25 protein-coding genes and 1 pseudogene are annotated in these 19,489 nt (G+C 68.3%); 17 read left to right on the top strand and 9 right to left on the bottom strand.

The features are described 5' to 3' along the window. Nucleotides 1–11 precede the first annotated feature (11 nt). Nucleotides 12–1,052, bottom strand: coding sequence for a hypothetical protein (locus AB0M51_RS34645; protein ID WP_344191679.1), 1,041 nt, complete (start codon nucleotides 1,050–1,052; stop codon nucleotides 12–14). A 67-nt stretch (nucleotides 1,053–1,119) separates the two neighbouring features. Here AB0M51_RS34645 and AB0M51_RS34640 point away from each other — a divergent pair, with 67 nt between their 5' ends. The 3 genes from AB0M51_RS34640 (at nucleotide 1,120) to AB0M51_RS34630 (ending at nucleotide 3,042) form a co-directional block, all read left to right on the top strand. Continuing rightward, nucleotides 1,120–1,701, top strand: a complete 582-nt coding sequence (locus AB0M51_RS34640; protein WP_344191681.1) for a TetR/AcrR family transcriptional regulator — start codon at nucleotides 1,120–1,122, stop codon at nucleotides 1,699–1,701. 85 nt (nucleotides 1,702–1,786) lie between these two features. Continuing rightward, nucleotides 1,787–2,233 (top strand): DUF1707 domain-containing protein, encoded by a 447-nt coding sequence (locus tag AB0M51_RS34635; protein ID WP_344191683.1) that lies wholly within the window; start codon nucleotides 1,787–1,789, stop codon nucleotides 2,231–2,233. Between the two features lie 20 nt (nucleotides 2,234–2,253). Beyond that, nucleotides 2,254–3,042 (top strand): hypothetical protein, encoded by a 789-nt coding sequence (locus AB0M51_RS34630; protein ID WP_344191685.1) that lies wholly within the window; start codon nucleotides 2,254–2,256, stop codon nucleotides 3,040–3,042. A gap of 16 nt (nucleotides 3,043–3,058) precedes the next feature. Here the strand turns inward: AB0M51_RS34630 and AB0M51_RS34625 are convergent, their stop codons facing one another. Next, a complete protein-coding gene (locus tag AB0M51_RS34625; RefSeq protein WP_344191687.1) occupies nucleotides 3,059–4,174 on the bottom strand; it encodes a glycoside hydrolase family 76 protein in 1,116 nt (371 codons plus the stop codon). A 177-nt stretch (nucleotides 4,175–4,351) separates the two neighbouring features. Between AB0M51_RS34625 and infA the strand changes: the two genes are divergently transcribed. The 12 genes and pseudogenes from infA (at nucleotide 4,352) to AB0M51_RS34565 (ending at nucleotide 11,017) form a co-directional block, all read left to right on the top strand. Beyond that, the gene (gene infA, locus AB0M51_RS34620; protein WP_012923661.1) at nucleotides 4,352–4,573 is read left to right on the top strand and encodes a translation initiation factor IF-1; all 222 of its coding nucleotides are present in this window, start codon (nucleotides 4,352–4,354) and stop codon (nucleotides 4,571–4,573) included. A gap of 32 nt (nucleotides 4,574–4,605) precedes the next feature. Further along, nucleotides 4,606–4,719 carry a 50S ribosomal protein L36 gene (gene rpmJ / locus AB0M51_RS34615; protein ID WP_008361054.1) on the top strand — a complete coding sequence of 38 codons (114 nt, stop codon included), beginning with the start codon at nucleotides 4,606–4,608 and terminating at the stop codon, nucleotides 4,717–4,719. Between the two features lie 180 nt (nucleotides 4,720–4,899). After that, nucleotides 4,900–5,271 carry a 30S ribosomal protein S13 gene (gene rpsM, locus AB0M51_RS34610; RefSeq protein WP_133789395.1) on the top strand — a complete coding sequence of 124 codons (372 nt, stop codon included), beginning with the start codon at nucleotides 4,900–4,902 and terminating at the stop codon, nucleotides 5,269–5,271. Between the two features lie 35 nt (nucleotides 5,272–5,306). Next, nucleotides 5,307–5,714, top strand: a complete 408-nt coding sequence (gene rpsK, locus AB0M51_RS34605) for a 30S ribosomal protein S11 (RefSeq protein ID WP_131286332.1) — start codon at nucleotides 5,307–5,309, stop codon at nucleotides 5,712–5,714. Between the two features lie 23 nt (nucleotides 5,715–5,737). After that, nucleotides 5,738–6,346: a 30S ribosomal protein S4 gene (gene rpsD, locus AB0M51_RS34600; protein ID WP_344191691.1), complete on the top strand. Its 609-nt coding sequence runs from the start codon at nucleotides 5,738–5,740 to the stop codon at nucleotides 6,344–6,346. A gap of 103 nt (nucleotides 6,347–6,449) precedes the next feature. Beyond that, entirely contained in the window at nucleotides 6,450–7,475 is a 1,026-nt protein-coding gene (locus tag AB0M51_RS34595; protein WP_344191693.1) for a DNA-directed RNA polymerase subunit alpha, read from the top strand. 68 nt (nucleotides 7,476–7,543) lie between these two features. Further along, nucleotides 7,544–7,906: pseudogene (gene rplQ / locus AB0M51_RS34590) on the top strand (50S ribosomal protein L17); the annotation flags it as partial. Nucleotides 7,907–8,308: 402 nt separating this feature from the next. Continuing rightward, nucleotides 8,309–9,121 (top strand): tRNA pseudouridine(38-40) synthase TruA, encoded by an 813-nt coding sequence (truA, locus tag AB0M51_RS34585; protein WP_344191694.1) that lies wholly within the window; start codon nucleotides 8,309–8,311, stop codon nucleotides 9,119–9,121. Beyond that, nucleotides 9,114–9,728 (top strand): methyltransferase, encoded by a 615-nt coding sequence (locus tag AB0M51_RS34580; protein WP_344191695.1) that lies wholly within the window; start codon nucleotides 9,114–9,116, stop codon nucleotides 9,726–9,728. Before truA ends, AB0M51_RS34580 begins: the two co-directional genes overlap by 8 nt. A gap of 16 nt (nucleotides 9,729–9,744) precedes the next feature. Beyond that, nucleotides 9,745–10,152 carry a sigma factor gene (locus tag AB0M51_RS34575; RefSeq protein ID WP_363752201.1) on the top strand — a complete coding sequence of 136 codons (408 nt, stop codon included), beginning with the start codon at nucleotides 9,745–9,747 and terminating at the stop codon, nucleotides 10,150–10,152. Nucleotides 10,153–10,158: 6 nt separating this feature from the next. After that, complete coding sequence (locus AB0M51_RS34570) at nucleotides 10,159–10,269, top strand: hypothetical protein (protein ID WP_363752391.1); 111 nt, start codon at nucleotides 10,159–10,161, stop codon at nucleotides 10,267–10,269. Next, entirely contained in the window at nucleotides 10,262–11,017 is a 756-nt protein-coding gene (locus AB0M51_RS34565) for a hypothetical protein (protein WP_344191699.1), read from the top strand. The genes AB0M51_RS34570 and AB0M51_RS34565 overlap by 8 nt, the downstream gene beginning before the upstream one ends. Here AB0M51_RS34565 and AB0M51_RS34560 read toward each other — a convergent pair whose 3' ends face one another. After that, a complete protein-coding gene (locus AB0M51_RS34560; RefSeq protein WP_344191701.1) occupies nucleotides 11,018–11,209 on the bottom strand; it encodes a hypothetical protein in 192 nt (63 codons plus the stop codon). It abuts the gene before it with no gap. 102 nt (nucleotides 11,210–11,311) lie between these two features. Here AB0M51_RS34560 and AB0M51_RS34555 point away from each other — a divergent pair, with 102 nt between their 5' ends. Beyond that, entirely contained in the window at nucleotides 11,312–12,994 is a 1,683-nt protein-coding gene (locus AB0M51_RS34555; RefSeq protein ID WP_344191703.1) for an ATP-binding cassette domain-containing protein, read from the top strand. 6 nt (nucleotides 12,995–13,000) lie between these two features. On the opposite strand, the gene AB0M51_RS34550 is transcribed toward AB0M51_RS34555, so the two are convergent. Beyond that, nucleotides 13,001–14,002 (bottom strand): hypothetical protein, encoded by a 1,002-nt coding sequence (locus AB0M51_RS34550; RefSeq protein ID WP_344191705.1) that lies wholly within the window; start codon nucleotides 14,000–14,002, stop codon nucleotides 13,001–13,003. Continuing rightward, nucleotides 13,999–14,550 (bottom strand): helix-turn-helix domain-containing protein, encoded by a 552-nt coding sequence (locus AB0M51_RS34545; protein ID WP_344191707.1) that lies wholly within the window; start codon nucleotides 14,548–14,550, stop codon nucleotides 13,999–14,001. The genes AB0M51_RS34550 and AB0M51_RS34545 overlap by 4 nt, the downstream gene beginning before the upstream one ends. Nucleotides 14,551–14,683: 133 nt before the next feature. Between AB0M51_RS34545 and AB0M51_RS34540 the strand changes: the two genes are divergently transcribed. Continuing rightward, the gene (locus AB0M51_RS34540) at nucleotides 14,684–15,139 is read left to right on the top strand and encodes a nuclear transport factor 2 family protein (protein ID WP_344191709.1); all 456 of its coding nucleotides are present in this window, start codon (nucleotides 14,684–14,686) and stop codon (nucleotides 15,137–15,139) included. A gap of 63 nt (nucleotides 15,140–15,202) precedes the next feature. Here AB0M51_RS34540 and AB0M51_RS34535 read toward each other — a convergent pair whose 3' ends face one another. The 4 genes from AB0M51_RS34535 to AB0M51_RS34520 are packed head-to-tail and all read right to left on the bottom strand — an operon-like array spanning nucleotide 15,203 to nucleotide 19,487. Further along, nucleotides 15,203–16,549, bottom strand: coding sequence for a sulfatase-like hydrolase/transferase (locus AB0M51_RS34535; protein ID WP_344191711.1), 1,347 nt, complete (start codon nucleotides 16,547–16,549; stop codon nucleotides 15,203–15,205). A gap of 7 nt (nucleotides 16,550–16,556) precedes the next feature. Beyond that, nucleotides 16,557–17,384, bottom strand: coding sequence for a carbohydrate ABC transporter permease (locus tag AB0M51_RS34530; protein ID WP_344191713.1), 828 nt, complete (start codon nucleotides 17,382–17,384; stop codon nucleotides 16,557–16,559). Next, nucleotides 17,377–18,228, bottom strand: coding sequence for a sugar ABC transporter permease (locus tag AB0M51_RS34525; RefSeq protein ID WP_344191716.1), 852 nt, complete (start codon nucleotides 18,226–18,228; stop codon nucleotides 17,377–17,379). Before AB0M51_RS34525 ends, AB0M51_RS34530 begins: the two co-directional genes overlap by 8 nt. Further along, complete coding sequence (locus tag AB0M51_RS34520) at nucleotides 18,225–19,487, bottom strand: extracellular solute-binding protein (RefSeq protein ID WP_344191718.1); 1,263 nt, start codon at nucleotides 19,485–19,487, stop codon at nucleotides 18,225–18,227. Before AB0M51_RS34520 ends, AB0M51_RS34525 begins: the two co-directional genes overlap by 4 nt. Nucleotides 19,488–19,489 lie beyond the last annotated feature (2 nt).

The raw sequence follows: 19,489 nt of genomic DNA, 5'->3' as shown, positions 1-19,489 counted from the left end.
CGGCAGTCCGTTCAGCGGATGCCGAACACCTTGACGAACATCGGCGTATCGATGAGCGCATGCGGCGCGATCGCGTGGTACGCCCAGACATGCGTCGAGGCGTTGCCGGTGCGGATCGTGAGGAACGTCTTGAACATTCCCGGTCCGGTGTAGAAGAGCAGCACGTACAGCAGTGAGATCACGGCATCGGTCGGCGAGACGAAATTGGTCCAGCCGTCGAACACATGCAGCAGTGCGTACGTGAGGCCGCCGAGGACGAGGGTGGCCGGCACCGAGCCGGTCAGCGCGAGGTATCGCGGCGTGAGAATGCTGTAGACCAGGATCATCGTGGGCAGCACGGTGCCGGCGAACGACAGCGCCACGGTCAACGGGACGCCGAGCAGGAACTGCCGGAGCCCCAGCTGCAGTACCGCGGGATTCAGCAGGAGCTGCACCGTCGACTCGGTGACCAGCACGACGACGACGAGCAGGAGGTCGGCGCGCCGGTTCGAGGAGCGCAGGCTCAGCTGCTCAGGGGTGTACCGGCGCCGGAAGACGACGTACGGCACGACGGCGTACGCCAGCAGGTTGTACGCGGCCCAGCAGAACGTCTCCGCCGGCGTGACGTCCTGGCCGGTCCGGATGATCATTCCGTCCAGGTGGAAGCCGAACGCGTGCCACCCGAACGCATGCCCGAGGAGACAGCCGCCGAGCATCGCGATCGCCGCGTACCCGAGGACGAGCGCTGTCTCGCGGCGCGCGACCTCCCGCCCGGGCGCGCGGCCGGCGAGGTCGGGCACCTGGCGACGACGGGTCAGCAGGTGCACGAGACCCATCAGCGCGAAGATCTCCAGGTACATCAGGTTGGTCTGAAGGATCTCTCCTGACGCGGGCGGCTCGGTCAAGGACGACGCGTGGAAGGGCAGTTTGTCGCCGGCCAGGGCGAGCAGCACGGCGTTGATCGCCAGCCAGCCGCCGAGGGCACCACGGACGCTGCGACGGCGCAGGACGGCGATCAGCCGGCTGCTCTCGCGCGAACGGGGACTGGACAGGCGAGGCTCGGAGGTCGTCATCGCTCGACCATACGACTGTATAGTACAAGTGTATAGGCATTATCCCGACCGCGAAGGACAGCTGCGCATGGCCGAACCGACCCTGGACCGACTGCTGGACGCGTTCGCGACGATCACCGCGGAGCGCGGACTCGAACAGGCGACCATGCGGGAGGTCGCGGCCGCGGCCGGTGTGTCCGTCGGGACGGTGCAGTACTACTGCCGCACGAAGGACGAGATGCTGCTGCTCGCCTTCAAACACATCATCGACCGGATCACCACCAGAGCGGCCGGCGTCGAGCACACCGGCCCGGTGGGATCGGTGCTCAAACAGATCGTGCTCGAGTTCCTGCCGCTGGACGAACTTCGGCAGCGTGAGAGCCGGGTCTACCTGGCCTTCGCGGCGCGAGCTGCTGTCACACCCGCCCTGACCGGCTACCAGCATTCGCTGCTGGCCGATCTCCGCGATCAGTGTGCGCGTGCGTACGTGCTCGCGAAGGAGCGTGGTGAGAGCGTCACCGACTTCGATCCGGTCCTCGCGTCGATCCAGACGGCTGCCCTCGTCGACGGACTGGTCCTGCAACTGCTGAGCGATCCGGACGGGCTGTCGATCACGTCGGCAGTCGAAGCCGTCGACGCGCATCTGCGCAGGTACGTCGACCTCGGGTGATCAGGGAGCGCGGCCGACTGACGGACCCTCCGGGTCCACCCGTTGGGGGACGCGGAGGGGACCGGGGCTGAGGCACACTTGAGACATGCCTCAGTACCAGCCGCATCAGCGATTCACCGAAGCCGACCGGGAAAAGATCGCCGGGCGGCTGCAGGACGCGTTCGCGGACGGGCGACTGGACCAGCCGGAGTTCTCGTCCCGTCTCGACCAGCTCTACACGGTCCAGACGTACGGCGAACTCGAGCCGCTGGTGCGTGATCTGCCGCCGGTGCGTACGTATCAGACGCCTGAGGTGGTCCAGGACACCAAGCCGGCGCCGGAGCCGGGCAGCTTCCCGGAGCGGCGACGCGAGCGGCGGCCCGACCGCCGTGGCCGCTCGATCGGCGGCTTCACCGGCGTGGTGGCGATCAACGTCGTGATCTGGTTCGTGATCGGGCTCGGCAACGGCGGGCACTGGCCGCACTTCTGGCCGGTCTGGCTGCTGATCCCGTGGGCGATCATCGCGCTCGGCGGTCTCGGCAGGCGCCGTTGACCGCACACCCTGACGGCCGCGTGTCGAGTCCGCGGCTGCGGCCGGTCTGGGCGTGGCAGCTGCATCAGGGAGCCGCGGTCGTCTATGTGATCTGGTTCGTCGTCGCGGTACCGCTGGCGGTCGTCGGGCTGTTGCTGGAGCCGCGTTGGGTCGGATGGTTCGTGCTGGGGTGGTTCCTGGCGCTGGTTGCGCTGACGCTCGGCCTGCGGCTGGGAGAGAACCGCCGGCGGCGTGCGTGGGCGGACGCCGCGGGGCAGCTCGGCTGGCGGGTGAGTGCGTCCGCGGACGAGTTGCTGGATCGTTGGCCGTTCCCACCGTTCGACGCGGACCCGCGCGCGGAGGTCACGGAGGTGACGTCCGGCCGGCATCGCGGGCGGGAGTTCTGGACCGGTAGGTTCCGGCACAAGGTCCGGCGGCGTGAGCTCGGCTTCGACTTCCTCGATCTGCAGGTGGACCGGCCGCTCCCGCCGTTGCAGGTGCTGCCCGCGCGGCTCGCCCCGGTCGCGGCGGCGAGCCTGCTGCCGTTGCCGCTCACGGTCGACGGGCTGCCCACGCACTACCAGCTGTTCAACGGACGTGAGGATCACGCGCTGGCGGTGCTGCACCCGCGGGCGGCCGAGGCGCTGGCCGGCGTACCGGAGTTCGGGTTCAGCTGCGAGGGGCGGCGGTTCGTCGCGATCCTTCCGGCGTACCGCGATTCCGCCACTGTTCTCGCGCAATTGGATGCAGCCTGTGATCTTCTGGATCTGATGCCCGAGCAGGTCTGGCGCGCGGGGGAGCAGTGGGCCGCGACGCAGCAGGAGCCGTGACCTGCGGCATCTGCTCTCAGCGCGGCGACGGCTCGGCCGCGGTGCTCATGAGCGCGTAAGTCATGGCGGCCAGGCCGCACGCGGCTCCGGTCCCGCGCGCATTACCGACAGCCTGATCGAAGACCGCCGAGGGCAGGTCGCCGGTTCGGTGGTCGTAGCTCGCCTGGGCGTTGGTGCCGAGCCAGTCGAGATACTGCGTCTGCCCTCCCAGGGTGATGAACCTGGACAGCCCGCGCAGGAGGATGCCCTTGAAGACGATCTCGTAACTGTCGACCGGATCCGGCCGATAGCGGCCTTTCCCGTCCACGTCGTCCTCGTACACGACGAGCTGGCCGGAACCGGTCGTGAAGTGGGTCCTGGCGAAGTCGGCCACCCGTACGCCGTCGGCCAGGTAGGAACGGTCCTTCGTCAGGTCGTACAGGTTCGCGGCCAGTTCGAGGAACACCCCCGCGTTGTACGTGTAGAGGTTGCCGTCCCACTCCCGGCCGGAGAACGAGTTCTCGAATCTGCCGTCCGCACGCAGGAAGCTGTCCTTCAGCCAGTCGTAGGTGTCCTTCGCGATCTCGAGGTAGGTTCTGCCGGTGCCGAGCGGATCGTTGTGCACAGTCTCGGTCGGGTAGTACCTGGCCAGCTCCGCGGCAGCGATCGCGAACCCGTTCGATGGCACGTCCTTCTGGTCCTTGGTGCCGCGCTCGCGCCAGAAACCGCCGCCGTACGCGTCGTCGTAGTAGCCGCGGTAGAAGAAGTCGGTGTGCCACTTGGCCTGTTCACGCAGATGGCGGTCGCCGGTGACCTGGTACGCCGCGAGCGCGAACTGGACAGCCCAGGAGTAGTCGTCGTTCCAGTCGGTGTCGTTCGCGATCCAGCACTCGGGGTTGCCGAAGCGATCCGTCGAGTGGGTGTTCTCGTAGCGGTAGTACGTCTTGCTGATCTCGTCGTGCCACTGCCCGGTCAGCCGGGACGCGTCGGCCAGGGTCTGCCGGACGAAGGCCGCCTCCCAGAAGTGCAGCGGCTCGGCGTGCTCGAGATCGGTCCGGAAGTCTCCTTCGGCGGTCCCGTACGTCTCCAGGAAGGCGTTCACGGCCCGGACGAGATCCGCCCGGGTGAAGGTCACGATGTGTCCACTTGGCATGGCTCTGTTCTACCCGAGAGTGCGGTGTCATCACCCTGTGTAGCGGCTGCCATCGGCAATCGGTGGGCCCAGAGGGTACCCTTCGAGGGCCGATTGGGTTCATTGCCGCGCGTGGCGTAGACTTTCTCCTTGGCTCTTTGTAGCCATAGCCAGTCACGTCTACAGAAGTGCGAGGACATGCCCAAAAAAGAGGGAGTAATCGAACTCGAGGGCACCATCGTCGAGGCCCTGCCGAACGCGATGTTCCGTGTTGAGCTGTCCAACGGGCACAAGGTGCTCGCGCACATCAGCGGCAAGATGAGGCAGCACTACATCCGGATCCTCCCCGAGGACCGGGTCGTCGTGGAGCTGTCGCCGTACGACCTCACCCGGGGTCGGATCGTCTATCGGTACAAGTAACACCACCAACACCTGTCGAAGAAAGTAGCTCGATGAAGGTCAACCCGAGCGTCAAGAAGATCTGCGACAAGTGCAAGGTGATCCGCCGGCACGGCCGGGTCATGGTGATCTGCGAGAACCCGCGGCACAAGCAGCGGCAGGGCTGACAAAGCCTTCACGCAGTAACACGGCACTTTCGCACCACAGCGCGCATGCTCGTCCAGGATCCGTCCTGGACGTCGCCCCCGGAACAGAGGCCGGGGCCCTGCCGGTGAAACAACACTCACCGAGGCGGGCAGGGACGCAGCGCGCCACCACACCTCTGCCGACGAAAGGAACACCGCCACATGGCACGCCTCGTAGGAGTCGACCTGCCGCGCGACAAGCGCATCGAGGTCGCTCTCACGTACATCTTCGGTGTGGGCCGCACGCGCGCACTGGAGACGCTGAAGAACACCGGGGTCTCCCCGGACAAGCGCGTCCACGAGCTGGGCGACGACGAGCTGGTCAAGCTCCGGGACTGGATCGAAGGCAACTACAAGATCGAAGGTGACCTCCGTCGCGAGGTGACCGCGGACATCCGCCGCAAGATCGAGATCGGGTCGTACCAGGGTCGCCGGCACCGCAGCGGGCTTCCGGTGCGCGGTCAGCGCACGCGGACCAACGCCCGTAGCCGCAAGGGTCGTCGTAAGGCGATCGCCGGCAAGAAGAAGAAGTGACCCGGATGACCGTCAACCCCAGGAGCAACTGACCTATGCCTCCCAAGAGCCGCACCGCGGCCGGCGCGAAGAAGGTGCGCCGCAAGGAGAAGAAGAACGTGGCCGCCGGCCACGCGCACATCAAGAGCACGTTCAACAACACGATCGTGACGATCACCGACCCGACCGGCGCGGTCATCTCGTGGGCCTCCGCGGGCACCGTCGGCTTCAAGGGTTCGCGCAAGTCGACCCCGTTCGCCGCGCAGATGGCCGCCGAGGCCGCCGGGCGCCGGGCGATGGAGCACGGCATGCGCAAGATCGACGTGTTCGTCAAGGGTCCCGGCTCCGGCCGTGAGACCGCGATCCGTTCGCTGGGTGCGGTCGGCCTCGAGGTCGGCACCATCCAGGACGTCACCCCAGTCGCCCACAACGGTTGCCGCCCGCCGAAGCGGCGCCGGGTCTGATCCAGAGAGGTAGGTAGCGAACCATGGCCCGTTACACCGGACCTATGACCAAGAAGTCGCGCCGTCTCGGGGTCGACCTCGTCGGTGGCGACAAGGCGTTCGAGCGTCGTCCGTACCCGCCGGGTATGCACGGCCGCGGCCGCCCGAAGGAGAGCGAGTACCTGCTCCAGCTGCGCGAGAAGCAGAAGGCGCGTTACTCGTACGGCGTTCTCGAGAAGCAGTTCCGCCGGTACTACGAGGAGGCCTCGCGGCGCTCCGGCAAGACCGGTGACAACCTGCTGCAGATCCTGGAGTCCCGGCTGGACAACGTGGTGTACCGCTCCGGTCTCGCCCGTACCCGCCGCCAGGCCCGCCAGCTCGTCGTGCACGGTCACTTCACCGTGAACGGCGTCAAGGTGAACATCCCGTCGTACCGCGTCTCCGCCCACGACATCATCGATGTCAAGGCGAAGTCGGCCGAGACGACGCCGTTCATCATCGCCCGCGAGACGCACGCCGAGCGCGTCGTCCCGGCGTGGCTCGAGGTGATGCCCGAGCGGCTGCGGATCCTCGTCCACCAGCTGCCGACCCGGCAGCAGATCGACACCCAGGTCGCCGAGCACCTGATCGTCGAGCTCTACTCGAAGAACTGACCCGGTGCCGGTCGGCGGTCGACGGACCGCCGGCCGGTCCGGTGCGTTCTTCACCACTCGCGACCTCAAATAGTGGTCGTCGCGACGAAAGAAGGAATCAGAAGTGCTTATCGCACAGCGCCCAACCCTGACCGAAGAGGTCGTCGACGAGTTCCGCTCGCGGTTCGTGATCGAGCCGCTGGAGCCGGGCTTCGGCTACACCCTCGGGAACTCGATCCGCCGGACCCTGCTGTCCTCCATCCCGGGGGCGGCCGTCACCAGCATCAAGATCGACGGTGTCCTGCACGAGTTCTCGACCGTGGCCGGGGTGAAGGAAGACGCCACCCAGCTGATCCTGAACCTGAAGGACCTGGTCGTCTCCTCCGAGCACGACGAGCCGGTCACCATGTACCTGCGCAAGCAGGGCCCCGGTGACGTCACCGCCGCCGACATCGCGCCGCCGGCCGGTGTCGAGGTGCACAACCCGGACCTGAAGATCGCCACCCTGAACGAGAAGGGCCGGCTCGAGATGGAGCTGGTCGTCGAGCGGGGCCGCGGCTACGTGTCCGCCGTACAGAACAAGTCCGCGGACGCCGAGATCGGCCGGATGCCGGTCGACTCGATCTACTCGCCGGTCCTCAAGGTCACCTACAAGGTCGAGGCGACCCGTGTCGAGCAGCGCACCGACTTCGACCGCCTGGTGGTCGACGTCGAGACCAAGCCGTCGATGCTGCCCCGCGACGCCGTCGCGTCGGCCGGTAAGACCCTGGTCGAGCTGTTCGGTCTGGCCCGCGAGCTGAACGTCGAGGCCGAGGGCATCGACATCGGCCCGTCGCCGGTGGACGAGCAGATGGCCGCCGACCTGGCGCTGCCGGTCGAGGACCTGCAGCTGACCGTCCGGTCGTACAACTGCCTGAAGCGCGAGGGCATCCACACCGTGGGTGAGCTGATCTCGCGCAGCGAGCAGGACCTGCTGGACATCCGGAACTTCGGCTCCAAGTCCATCGACGAGGTCAAGCTGAAGCTGGCCGAGATGGGTCTGTCGCTGAAGGACTCCCCGCCCGGGTTCGACCTCCGCGCCGCGTCCGGTGCCTACGGCAACGAGGCGGACGACGAGGACGAGAGCTTCGCCGAGACCGAGCAGTACTGAGCTGACCAAGGCCCGTCGGGCCCTACATCCCTTCGGCCCGACGGGCCTTAGATTCCTGGAGTTACGAGATGCCAACCCCCACCAAGGGTGCCCGCCTGGGCGGCAGCCCGGCGCACGAGAAGCTGATCCTCAGCAACCTCGCGACGTCGCTGTTCGAGCACGGCGCCATCACCACCACCGCGGCCAAGGCCAAGCGCCTGCAGCCGCTGGCGGAGCAGATGATCACCAAGGCCAAGCGCGGTGACCTGAACTCCCGCCGCCAGGTGATGAAGCGGATCAAGGACAAGAGCGTCGTGCACGTGCTCTTCACCGAGATCGGCGAGCGGTACGCCGACCGTCCGGGCGGCTACACCCGGATCACCAAGCTCGGCCCGCGCAAGGGCGACAACGCCCCGATGGTGAAGATCGAGCTGGTCGAGGCGCTGTCCGACTCGCCGAAGGCGAAGAAGACCGCCGCCAAGAAGGCTCCCGCGAAGAAGGCCGCCGCGGCCGAGACCAAGGTCGAGGACAAGGTCGAGGACGCCCCGGCCGAGGACGCTGCCCCGGTGCAGGACGTCGTGGCCGGCAAGTACGAGAACTCCGCCGCCCCGAACGCCGACGGCTCCGCGCCGGAGGGCTACACGGTCAAGGGCAACGAGGACTCGATGAAGTACCACACCACCGAGTCCCCGTGGTACGAGAAGACCGTCGCCGAGGTCTGGTTCAAGACCGCCGAGGACGCCGAGGCGGCTGGTTTCGCCAAGGCCGGCGGCTCGGACGCCGACGACAAGTAACGCTGCCGACGAGGCCCCCGCACCGCACGGTGCGGGGGCCTCGTTGCGTTAGATTGGCGTGTGCGCTGGCGGATTGATCTTCGGTACGACGGAGCGGCCTTTCACGGGTGGGCCCGTCAGGAAGGTCTCCGGACCGTGCAGGGCTCGCTCGAGGAGGCCTTGCGGGTCGTACTGCGCCTGCCGGAGCCGTTGACCGTGACCTGTGCCGGGCGGACGGACACCGGCGTACACGCTCGCGGCCAGGTCGCCCATGTCGACGTCGAAGGCTCTGTGGACCCGCTACGGCTCCTCAGAGGGCTGAACGGCGTACTGCCCGCGGACGTGGCTGTGACGGCCGTGGTGGCGGCTCCAGAGGGTTTTGACGCCCGGTTCTCGGCGCTGGCCCGGCGGTATGTGTACCGGCTGTGCGACGATCCGGCCGGCTGGGACCCGCTGATGCGCGGCTACGTGCTGCGGGTGGGGCGGCCGATGGACGTGGACCGGATGAACGCAGCGGCGGCCAGGCTGCTGGGGGAGCACGATTTTGCCGCGTTCTGCAAGAAGCGTGAGGGTGCTAGCACCGTACGGGCCTTGCTGGAGTTCGCGTGGCAGCGGACGGGCCCCGGGCTGTTGGAGGGCACTGTGATCGCGGACGCGTTCTGCCACTCGATGGTGCGCGCCTTGGTCGGTTCCATGATCCCTGTGGGGGACGGGCGGCGGGACGTAGCGTGGCCGGGAGCAGTACTCGCCGGAAAGGTGCGGGACTCGGCTGTGTCGGTGCTACCGGCGCATGGACTCACGCTGGAGGAAGTGCGGTACCCGGCGGACGACGAGCTGGCCGCCCGAGCGTTGCAGGCGCGGCAGGTGCGAGGAGAGGTACATCAGCGTGGGTGACCACTTCTTTTCGGCGGACCCTGCTTCCGCGGACGTACGGCGTACCGTCGAGGCGCGGATCTGGGACAGGCCGTATGTGTTCACGACGGCGACCGGGGTGTTCTCACGGGACCGGTTGGACATCGGTACGTCGGTCCTGTTGCGGTCGGTGGACGCCCCGTCCGGCGCGGGGACGTTCCTGGACCTCGGGTGCGGGTACGGGCCGATCGCCTGCGCGCTGGCGGTGGAGGCGCCGGACGCGACCGTGTGGGCGGTCGACGTGAACAACCGGGCGCTGGAGCTCGCCCAGCTGAACGCGAAGGCGGCCGGCGTCGGGGACCGGGTGCGGGTCGCGGTGCCGGACGACGTACCCGAGGACGTGCGGTTCGACCAGATCTGGTCGAACCCGGCGATCCACATCGGCAAGGCCGAGCTGCACAAGATGCTCCTGCAGTGGCTCGGCCGGCTTGCCCCCGGCGGCGTGGGATGGTTCGTCGTCGGCAAGAACCTGGGCGGCGACTCCCTGCAACGCTGGATGACCGATCAGGGCTATCCCTGCACCCGTGTCGCCAGCGCGAAGGGTTTCCGCGTTCTGCGTGCAACGAACGCGGGTACAGCGCCGTCCTGAGGACATGGAGGCAGCCTTGGCGGCAGCGGAGGTGCGGGTCGAACCCGTCGACTTCGAGGCGTGGGTCACCGAGAAGGCCGACGCCTTGCTGCGGTTCGCCTATGTGCTGACCGGGGACTCCAACCTGGCCGAGGACGCCGTACAGGACGCCCTGACGACCGCCTGTGCCCGTTGGGGGCGGGTGAGCCGGGCGGACGACCCAGAGGCGTACGTGAAGCGGATGGTGGTGAACGCGCACATCTCCTGGTGGCGGCGGTTCCGGCGGCGGGAGGCTCCCGTCGACGACCCGGTAAGGACGGCGCGTGCAGTGCCGGACGGTACGGCGCAGCGGGCGGAGGCGGACGCCATCTGGGACCTGTGCGCGACGTTGCCGGACAAACAACGGGCAGCCGTCGTACTGCGGTTCTACGAGGAGCTGTCGTAGGCCGAGATCGCCCAGCTGCTGCACTGCGCGGAAGCGACGGCACGGTCGCACGTGCACCGAGCCCTGGCGACGCTGAAGACCACACTGAGCGACACGGAAGGAGCCGAGGATGCCTGAGCACGACCCTGAGCAGGAGCTCGGCCCCAAGATCACCTCGGCGCTCCAGGACCACGCGGACCTCACCGGCATGCAGAAAAGCGGCCTGGCGCGTGAAGCCCGTCGCCGGGTGCACCGGCGCCGGCAGGCGTGGTCGGCGGCAGCCGGCGCGGTGCTGGTCGCCGCTGTCGGAGGTGGCGTGTGGGGGCTCGTCGGTAGCCAGTCGCCGGTCGCCTCCAGCCACAGCGATGCTGCGTCGGCTCCTGCTGCGGGCACGGCGAAGGGCAGCCCCGGAATCGTCGGCCCACGGCTGCAAAGCGTGTGCCCTGGCGCCCCCGCGATCCAGCGGGCCGCAGGACCGAACGCATTGCCCGCCGGCACGGGTCTTGACCTCAGCACGCCGGTGACAGGCATGACGGCGTGCCGCTACAAGCTGTCCGACGGCACGGTGCTCGGCCAGCAGTCGTTCGACGCGTCTGCCGCGCGGCAGGTGGTCGCTGCGATCAGGGGCCTCCCGGAGCGCAACCCAGAGCTCCCGGTCTTCAAGTGCGCCCCACAGACCGCGAAGCCGGCCGAGGCGATCGTGTTGCGCTTCGACACGGCAGACGGCGTACGGGAGATCTGGGTGGAGTACGACGGGTGCGAGTCGCCCGGGTTCTTCACCGGGACCCACATCTACGGCCTGTACGCCGCGCCGCTGAAGCTGTTCATGGTCGGCGCCGTCCGACCGTCCGGCAGCACCTATCTGAACGCGCTGCAGGGCTGGTAGTCAGTCGATCTCGCGCTTGGGCGTCGGCTTCTGCAGCCGCCGCACGTTGTCCGGCCGCTCGCCTGTGCTCTTGTACACGCCGTGGCTACCGGGGCCGGTGGCGCTCCCGAGGAACCCCCGGAGCCGCTTGAGCTCCGCCTCGTCCGGTGCCTTCGCCCGCCCGGCCGGGCGGTCCGGTTCCTGCCCGTCCATCGCACCTCTTCCTCACCTGGCTCCACCCGATCATAGGGAATGACCGGGGGCGCCCGGCGATAACCGGTCGCCCGGTCCGTGGACTGTTGACAGACTGGGGCAATGGGTCACGTGGATGTCGCCGGGGTCGGGTACGAGTTGCCGGACGGGCGAGTGTTGCTGGACGACATCACGTTTCGGGTGGGGGACGGGGCGAAGGTCGCGCTGGTGGGGGCGAACGGGTCGGGGAAGACGACGCTCACGCGGATCATCGCGGGTGACCTGAAACCGCACAGCGGGAGCATCTCGCGGTCGGGCGGGCTCGGGGTGATGCGGCAGTTCGTCGGGTCGGTGCGGGACGAGTCGACCGTGCGGGACCTGTTACTCGGGGTTGCGCCGGAGGCGATCCGGGAGGCGGCCGCCAAGCTGGACAAGGCCGAGCTGGCGATGATGGAGGCCGACGACGAGAAGACCCAGCTCAAGTACGCGCAGGCGGTGGCGGACTGGGGCGAAGTCGGCGGGTACGACGCCGAGGTGCTCTGGGACGTCTGTACGACGGCCGCGTTGGGGATCCCGTTCGACCGCTGCCGTTGGCGTGAGGTCAAGACGCTGTCCGGCGGCGAGCAGAAGCGCCTGGTGCTGGAGGCGTTGCTGCGCGGGCCGGAGCAGGTCCTGATCCTTGACGAGCCGGACAACTACCTCGACGTACCAGGGAAGCGGTGGCTCGAGGAGCAGTTGCGTACGTCGGACAAGACCGTCCTGTACATCAGCCACGACCGGGAGCTGCTGGCCAACACCGCTACCCGGATCGTCACGGTGGAGCTCGGCGCGGCCGGCAACAACGCGTGGACGCACGGCGGCGGCTTCGCGACGTACCACGAGGCCCGGCGGCACCGGTTCGAGCGTTTCGAGGAGCTACGGAAGCGCTGGGACGAGGAGCACGCGAAACTGCGCGCACAGATGCTGATGTACAAGCAGAAGGCGGCGTACAACTCCGACATGGCGTCGCGGTATCGCGCCTCCCAGACGAGGCTGCGTAAGTTCGAGGAGGCCGGTCCGCCGCAGGCGTTGCCGCGCGAGCAGAAGGTCAGCATGCGGCTGACCGGCGGCCGTACCGGTAAGCGGGCTGTCGTGTGCACAGGGCTCGAGCTGACCGGCTTGATGAAGCCCTTCGACCTGGAGGTCTGGTACGGCGAGCGTGTGGCCGTGCTGGGGTCCAACGGCTCCGGGAAGTCGCACTTCCTCCGGCTGCTGGCGGCCGGCGGTTCTGACCCGGACGTGGAGCACCAGCCGATCGGGGACGTGCAGATCACACCGGTGGCGCATACGGGCAACGCGAAGCTCGGCGCGCGCGTACGGCCCGGCTGGTTCGCGCAGACGCACGAGCACCCGGAGCTGGTCGGGAAGACGTTGCTGGAGATCCTGCACCGCGGTGACGACCACCGTGAGGGCATGGGGCGTGAGCTGGCGTCACGGAAGCTGGACAGGTACGAGCTGGCGCATGCGGCCGAGCAGACCTTCGACAGCCTGTCAGGTGGTCAGCAGGCCCGTTTCCAGATCCTCCTGCTCGAGCTCTCCGGTGCGACGCTGCTCCTGCTCGACGAGCCCACCGACAACCTGGATGTCGAGTCCGCCGAGGCACTGGAGGAGGGCCTGGACGCCTTCGACGGCACTGTCCTGGCCGTGACCCACGACCGCTGGTTCGCCCGCGGCTTCGACCGCTACCTCGTCTTCGGCGCCGACGGCTCCGTCTACGAACCAACCGAACCCGTCTGGGACGAAGGCCGCGTGGACCGCGCCCGCTAGGGCCTTTTACGGCTGCAGGCACCAACCGTTGCGGTACGCCGTCCAGTCCGCGTCGGTGGCGGCGAAGTCGACGTACAGGGCCAGGCCGAAGTTCTTGCGGTCGGAAGTGCCCAGGCCGAGCCGGGCGCCGCGGACTGCGGCGCTGACGGTCTCGGCGTGGCCCCAGTGGGCGGGGTTGTTCTCCCAGTACGCCGGCAGCCCGATCAGGACGTCCGTGGCCGTCGGAGCGACCTCCAGGGCCAGTTCGGTCTGCTTGGCGACGTATCCGCCGTACAGGGACTCGAGCGGCATCGCGGTGTCGTACGTCATCACGGCGATCTGATCGACCCGCTCAGCGACCTGGCGGAAGTAGTCCTGCGACCACCACTTCTCGATCGGGATCGCGTGCAGGTACCAGAGCGGGTCGATCTGCGCCGCGGCCACGGACAGTGTGGTGCCGAGCGCACGCGTCTCGTCGAGTACCGCGAGATACCCCTTCGACCCGGACCGGACCGGCTCGAAGTCGTAGTGGATGCCCTGGAACCCCTGCTGCAGAACCGCTTCCGCCGACGCGACCACCTGTCGGCGTACCACCGGGTCGTCGAGGTTCATCCCCGGATTCTTGCCGGGCCGTACGACGTCGCCGAGCCACGCCTGCACCCGGATGCCGGGTACCGCCGCGTGCATCGCGTCGACGAACCAGCGGGCCTTCGGCGAGACCTTTGCCAGCGGCAACGACCCGTCGTGCTCCAGCGGGCCGGTGTGCACGTAGAGGTCGTGGATGCCGGTGTCCTTCAGGTGATCTGCCAGCGTGGTGACGTCGGCGGCGGTCTTCCGGCCGTCGACCCATGCATGGCCGAGCCACAGCGCGTCCTGGCCCCGGGTCCGGGCGTCCGCGGACGGGTCGCCGGCGTACTGCACGCGCAGCGAGATCGCGTACGTCCCGAGCGGTGCGACCACCAGCAGGACGATCGCCAGGACGACCGCGACCGTGATGCGGCGCGGGCGTGACCAGGGTCGCCGTTTCACGTAGGCGGCTTCAGGCCGTCGTACACGAGCGCGAGCATCCGGTCCCGGGTCTCGGCGTCCAGCCTGGCCGCGGTGGCGCCGCGGGACGAGCCGATCAGCAACGCGTACACCTCGGGGAAGTGCGCGTCCGGGCGGACCGCGCCGGCCTTCTGCGCGGCGGTGAGCAGGCCGTCGAACGCCTCCCGCATCCCGTGCCCGGCCGCCCGGGCCTCCTCGCCGGCCGCCGCCACGCCGGACGCGGTCAGGGCCTCGGCGATCGCCAGCTTGGACGCCGACTCCGAGACCACCTGGGTGAAGAACTCGTAGAACGCCGCGCCCGGATCCGCGCTCCCGGCCAGCTGCAGCGCCCGGTCCCGCAGCCGTTCGAGGCGCAGCGTCAGGACCGCCTCGAGCAGCTCGGTCTTGGTCGCGAAGTGCCGGAACACCGTGGCGATCCCGACCCCGGCGAGCTTCGCCACGTCGTCCGTCGACGCCGCCGGCGACTGTCCGAAGACCTCGTCCGCCGCCGTCATGATCCTGGCCCGGTTGTCCCGCGCGTCTGCCCGCACCCCAGCTCCCGTCCGTCGCCCCTCCGCAGCCATCAGCCTAGAAGACGCCCGGAGTGCTGATCCGGTTGTAAACGAAGTCACTACTCCATATATTTGATAGTCGTCACTCCGTTTAACTCCCGTGAGGAATCCGATGACTCCCGAAGAGGTCTTCCTGAAGCTGGTCCACGGCGTCGCCGACCGCGACTTCGCCGTACTGCCGGAGCTGTACGCCGAGCAGACCGACGTCCGGCACCCGATGAACCCGTACGGCGACCGACCGCTGCTCAGCCGGGACGCGCTCCGCGAGCACTTCGGCGGCGTCGGCCCGCGGGTGACCGAGGTGGTGCGCTTCCAGCCGGACAACATCCGCGTCCACCACACGACCGACCCGGAGGTGATCGTCGCGGAGTTCGAGTACGCCGGGACGGTCGTGGCGACCGGCGAGCCGTTCCGGGTGCCGGCGATCTTCATCCTCCGGGTCCGCGACGGCCTGATCGTGGAGTCCCGGGACTACATCGACCACCTGGCGATGATCCGCGCTCGCGGCCAGGTCGACGAACTCGTCAGCCACCTGCGGGAACCGGCGGACGCCCCGTCCGCGTCCTAGGACGCAGAGGCGCCGGATGGCCCCGGACCGCGGCTGCAGAGCCCGCCCGGGGCCATCTCCAATTCAGTACTCCAGCCGGCGCCCGTCCAGCTTCAGCCGCCGCACGGTGGTCTCCGGGAACCGCGCCCGGTCCCGAACGTCCGGGTACGGCGTCACGGTCACCGTCTGGCCCTCGATCGTGGCGATCTCGTCGATGAGGCGCTCCCGTAGCTCGGTCGCGACCTCCTGGTGGCCGGCGCTGTCGATCAGGTTGTCCAGCTCGTACGGGTCGGCCTCCAGGTCGTACAGCGCCCGCTCCGTGTAGTGGTCGGCCGCTGGTACGTCGCCGGCGTCCGGTGCGTGCACGTAGTACTTCCAGCGACCGGTCCGCAGCGCCCGGCCGACCTCCGATTCGCTCACCTGGATCAGTACGGCGTCCCGCCGGGACTCCCGCAGCGGTACGCCGTCCAGGTCGTGCGGCAAGGCGATGCCGGCCGCGTCGAGCAGCGTCGGTACGACGTCCACGGTGCTGACCGGGTTCGTCACCCGCGCGCCACCGCGGTAGCCGGGCCCCTCGACCACCAGGGGTACGCGGATCGAGCCGTCCTGGGGCGAGCGTTTGTACTCGCTGTTCCGCGTCTTGAAGTGCGAGCCGTGGTCCGACGTGTAGAGCAGGAGCGTGTCGTCGTTCAGGTCGAGGCTGGTCAGCGCGTCGCGGAGGCGGCCCAGGCATTCGTCGACGCGTTTGATCTGGCCGTAGTACCCAGCCGCGTGCTGGTGCGCCGTACCGGGAAGGGTGGCCAGGTCCGGTGGCAGCCAGGCGCCGGTGTAGGTGTCGCGGTAGACCTCCGGTGCCGGGTAGTCGTCGTGCTCGTTCTGGTGGTGCGGTTCGATCAGCGACAGGAACAGCAGGAAAGGGCGGTCCTCCGCCGACGCGCGGGTGACGTACCGGATCGCGGCGTCCGTGAGCGCGTCCGGCCGGAAACCTGGGAGGAAAACGTGTTCGCCGTTTCCGTCGGCGACCACGGTGCGGTACGCGTCGGAGGTGAACTCGAGCAGGTTGGACGCCAGCCAGTAGTCGTACCCGGCCTGCTCCTCCGCCGGCACCGGGTCCGTCGTCCCCAGATGCCACTTGCCGATGTACGCCGTCTGGTAGCCGGCCGCGCCGAACAGCCGGCCCAGGGTCGGCGCGTCGGAAGGCAACGGAATGTTGTTTCGGAAAACGCCGGCATTGGTCGGAAAACGACCGGTCTGCATGGCCGCCCGGGCCGGCGCACACACCGGGTTCGTGGTGCAGGCGGTCTCGAACATCGTCCCGCGGCGGGCCATCAGGTCGAGGTTCGGCGTCAGCCCGAGCGGGCAGCCGGCCGCGCCGACGGTGTCCCAGCGCTGCTGGTCGGTGAAGAACACGATCACATTGGGGCGCGTCAAGAGCTACTCATTTCAGTCCGGAGAGCGCGATGCCCTCGACGAGGAACTTCTGCGTGACGACGAAGAACAACGCGGTCGGCACGAACAGGATCAGCGCGCCGGCCGCGGTCAGGTTCCACTGCGTGAAGTACTCCTGGTTGAACAGCGTCAACCCGATCGGCAGCGTCCGCATCTCGGTCCGGCTGGTGGCGATCAGCGGCCAGAGGAACTCGTTCCACTGGAAGACGAACGTGAACAGCCCGAGTACGGCCAGCGCCGGCTTGCACTGCGGCAGGATCACCCGCAGGTAGATCCGGAACTCGCCTGCCCCGTCCACCCGGGCCGCCTCGAGCAGCTCGTCCGGCAGCGGCCGGATGAACTGCCGCATCAGGAAGATGCCATAGGCATCCATCAGGAAGGGCACCACCAGCCCTTGGTAGGTGTCGATCCAGCCCAGGCTGGCGAAGATCGAGTAGATCGGCAGCATCCGCACGAAGAACGGCACCATCAGCGTCGACAGCACCGCCACGAAAGCGGTTCGCTTGCCCGGAAACTCCAGTTTCGCGAACACGTACCCGACCAGCGGGTCGAAGATCAGGTGCGACACCGTGATCGCGCCCGCCATCACGAAGCTGTTCAGGAAGAACCGCCCGAACGGCGCGGCCTCGAACAGCCGGGTGAAGTTTCCCCATTGCAGGTGGGCCGGCCAGAGCACCGGATCCCCGGACTGCACCTCGCCGTCGCTCTGCAGCGCCAGCACGATCATGTACAGCAGCGGCAGCACGGTGACCAGCGCGAGCGCGACGAGGACGACGTACGCCGCGACGCGGTCACCGGGGAAGAGTCGTTCACGCATCGGCCCGGTCTCCGATCCGCAGCTGCGCCAGCGACAGGATCAGGACGACGACCAGCAGCAGCAGGGAAAGTGCTGAGGCGTATCCGAAATCGTTGTCGTTGAACGCGACCATGAACAGCCGGTGCGCGTACAACGAGGTCGCGTTGCCGGGACCGCCGCCGGTCACGATGTACGGCAGGGCGAACTGCTGCAGTGTGCTGATCAGCCCGATGATCGAGACGAACAGCGTGGTCGGCGCGAGCAGCGGCAGCGTGATCGCGAAGAACCGCCGCCACGGCCCGGCGCCGTCGATCCGCGCGGCCTCGTAGTACAGGCCCGGAATCCCTTGCAGGCCGGCCAGGAACAGCACCATCGTGTACCCGCCGCTGGACCAGACCGTGATGCCGACGATCGTCGCCAGCGGATGCGTGCTGAGCCAGGTCTGCCCGGGCAGGCCGATTGCCTCGAGCAACCGGTTCAGGATGCCGACCTGCGGGTCGAGGATGTTCCGCCAGAGCAGGCCGATGATCGACACCGACGTCAGGTACGGGATCAGCAGCACGGAGCGGAACAGCGTCCGCCCGCGCAGCGACTGGTTGAGGATCACCGCCAGCCCGAGGCCCACCGCCGTACCGACGACCAAGGTGCCGGCCGCGTAGACCAGCGTGATCAGGAACGAGTGCAGGACCTCGGGATCGCCGAACGCGCGGCTGAAGTTGGCCAGGCCGACGAACGAGGTCCCGTCGGAGTCGTACGCGCCGGTCAGCAGCTGGTTGCCGATCGGGAGGAAGAACAGCAGGACGAAGAACAGCACGGCCGGGGTGAGGAACAGCCACGCGGTCATCGCCTGGCGGCGACGGATCACAGCGCCGCCCCGGCCTGCTTGCGGAAGTCGTCCAGCGTCGGGCCGACCGGCGCGTGCTGGATGATCATCTGCTGGTACGCCTTCTTCCAGAGGTCCTGGATCTGCGCGGCCTTCCCGCTCGCCGACAGCGCGATATCTTGTTTCGCTACGACGGAAAGCGATTTCGCGATCACGGCCAGGTTCGGGTCCGCGGCGACGGACGGGTCGGCGGCCCAGCTCTTCCGCGGCATGGACATGCCGGCCTCCTTGGTGGCCGCCAGTTCGGTCTTGACCGCGCCGAGCCGGGTGATCAGCTCCCAGGACAGCTTCGGGTCCTTCGCCTTCGACGGGATCATCAGCCCGGAGCCGGCCATCGCCGCGGACTGCACGGTCCCGGTCAGCGGCTCCGCCAGCCCGAGCTCGATGTCCGGGCTGCCCTGGCGGATCGGGCCGATGTCCCACGGACCCGAGACGAACATCGCGGCACGCTTCGCGGAAAACAGCTTCTGCGGGCCCGAGTAGTCGGTGGTCGCAACCGGCGCGGGGGAGACCTTGTGCGTGTAAATCAGGTCCTGCAGAAACTGCATCGCCTTCAGCGCGTCGTCGGCGGGCTGCATGAACTGTTTGGCGGCGACGTCGCTGAAGTCGACCTTCTGCTGGTCGTAGTACGGCGCCGCGTAGCTCGGGTCCGAGTTCAGCGAACAGCCCGAGACCTTGTCCTTGGTGGCCGACTTCGCCGCGTCGAGGAACTCGTCCCACGTCGTGGGCGCGGTGCCGATCATCGCCTTGTTGTAGAAGAGCAGGCCGTTCGCCGTCAGGTGCAGCGGGACGGAGTACGTCTTGCCCTCGTACTGCCGGGCGACCACGGCCTGGTCGAGGTAGTCGCCGGGGAACCCGAAGGCCTTGTCCGCGGCGGCGAAGTCGTCCAGCGCGAGCACGTTCCCGGCCAGCCCGTACTGCGTCCCGGTGCCGGCGGAAACCTCCTCGACCAGGTCCGGAACATTTCCGGAACGGAAATCCGCGGTCAGCTTGGTGGTCAGGTCCGGCCACTGGAACTTCTGCCAGTTGATCTGCAGGTCGTGGTCCTTGCCGAACTGGTCGATCACCTGCTGGTACGCCTTGTACCCGTGGCCGGCGTTCCAGTAGATCGTGAACGTCCGGCTGTCCTCCTTCTTCGACGCGGGCTTCGCGGGAGAGCAGCCGACGGCACCGAGCACGGTGACGCCCAGCCCCAGCTGCAGGAACGAACGACGGTTGACGGCATGGCTGACAGGGGGCATGA

This window comes from Kribbella sp. NPDC051137, from assembly GCF_040682535.1.
Classification (GTDB): domain Bacteria; phylum Actinomycetota; class Actinomycetes; order Propionibacteriales; family Kribbellaceae; genus Kribbella; species Kribbella karoonensis.
The sequence above is the reverse complement of the archived record's forward strand: the minus strand, read 5'-3'. Positions and strand labels throughout refer to the sequence as shown.

Coding starts and splice junctions, on each gene's coding strand:
- AB0M51_RS34645 (WP_344191679.1), bottom strand. CDS start 1,052: ATGACGACCTCCGAGCCTCGCCTGTCCAGTCCCCGTTCGCGCGAGAGC.
- AB0M51_RS34640 (WP_344191681.1), top strand. CDS start 1,120: ATGGCCGAACCGACCCTGGACCGACTGCTGGACGCGTTCGCGACGATC.
- AB0M51_RS34635 (WP_344191683.1), top strand. CDS start 1,787: ATGCCTCAGTACCAGCCGCATCAGCGATTCACCGAAGCCGACCGGGAA.
- AB0M51_RS34625 (WP_344191687.1), bottom strand. CDS start 4,174: ATGCCAAGTGGACACATCGTGACCTTCACCCGGGCGGATCTCGTCCGG.
- infA (WP_012923661.1), top strand. CDS start 4,352: ATGCCCAAAAAAGAGGGAGTAATCGAACTCGAGGGCACCATCGTCGAG.
- rpmJ (WP_008361054.1), top strand. CDS start 4,606: ATGAAGGTCAACCCGAGCGTCAAGAAGATCTGCGACAAGTGCAAGGTG.
- rpsM (WP_133789395.1), top strand. CDS start 4,900: ATGGCACGCCTCGTAGGAGTCGACCTGCCGCGCGACAAGCGCATCGAG.
- rpsK (WP_131286332.1), top strand. CDS start 5,307: ATGCCTCCCAAGAGCCGCACCGCGGCCGGCGCGAAGAAGGTGCGCCGC.
- rpsD (WP_344191691.1), top strand. CDS start 5,738: ATGGCCCGTTACACCGGACCTATGACCAAGAAGTCGCGCCGTCTCGGG.
- AB0M51_RS34565 (WP_344191699.1), top strand. CDS start 10,262: ATGCCTGAGCACGACCCTGAGCAGGAGCTCGGCCCCAAGATCACCTCG.
- AB0M51_RS34560 (WP_344191701.1), bottom strand. CDS start 11,209: ATGGACGGGCAGGAACCGGACCGCCCGGCCGGGCGGGCGAAGGCACCG.
- AB0M51_RS34555 (WP_344191703.1), top strand. CDS start 11,312: ATGGGTCACGTGGATGTCGCCGGGGTCGGGTACGAGTTGCCGGACGGG.
- AB0M51_RS34540 (WP_344191709.1), top strand. CDS start 14,684: ATGACTCCCGAAGAGGTCTTCCTGAAGCTGGTCCACGGCGTCGCCGAC.
- AB0M51_RS34530 (WP_344191713.1), bottom strand. CDS start 17,384: ATGCGTGAACGACTCTTCCCCGGTGACCGCGTCGCGGCGTACGTCGTC.
- AB0M51_RS34520 (WP_344191718.1), bottom strand. CDS start 19,487: ATGCCCCCTGTCAGCCATGCCGTCAACCGTCGTTCGTTCCTGCAGCTG.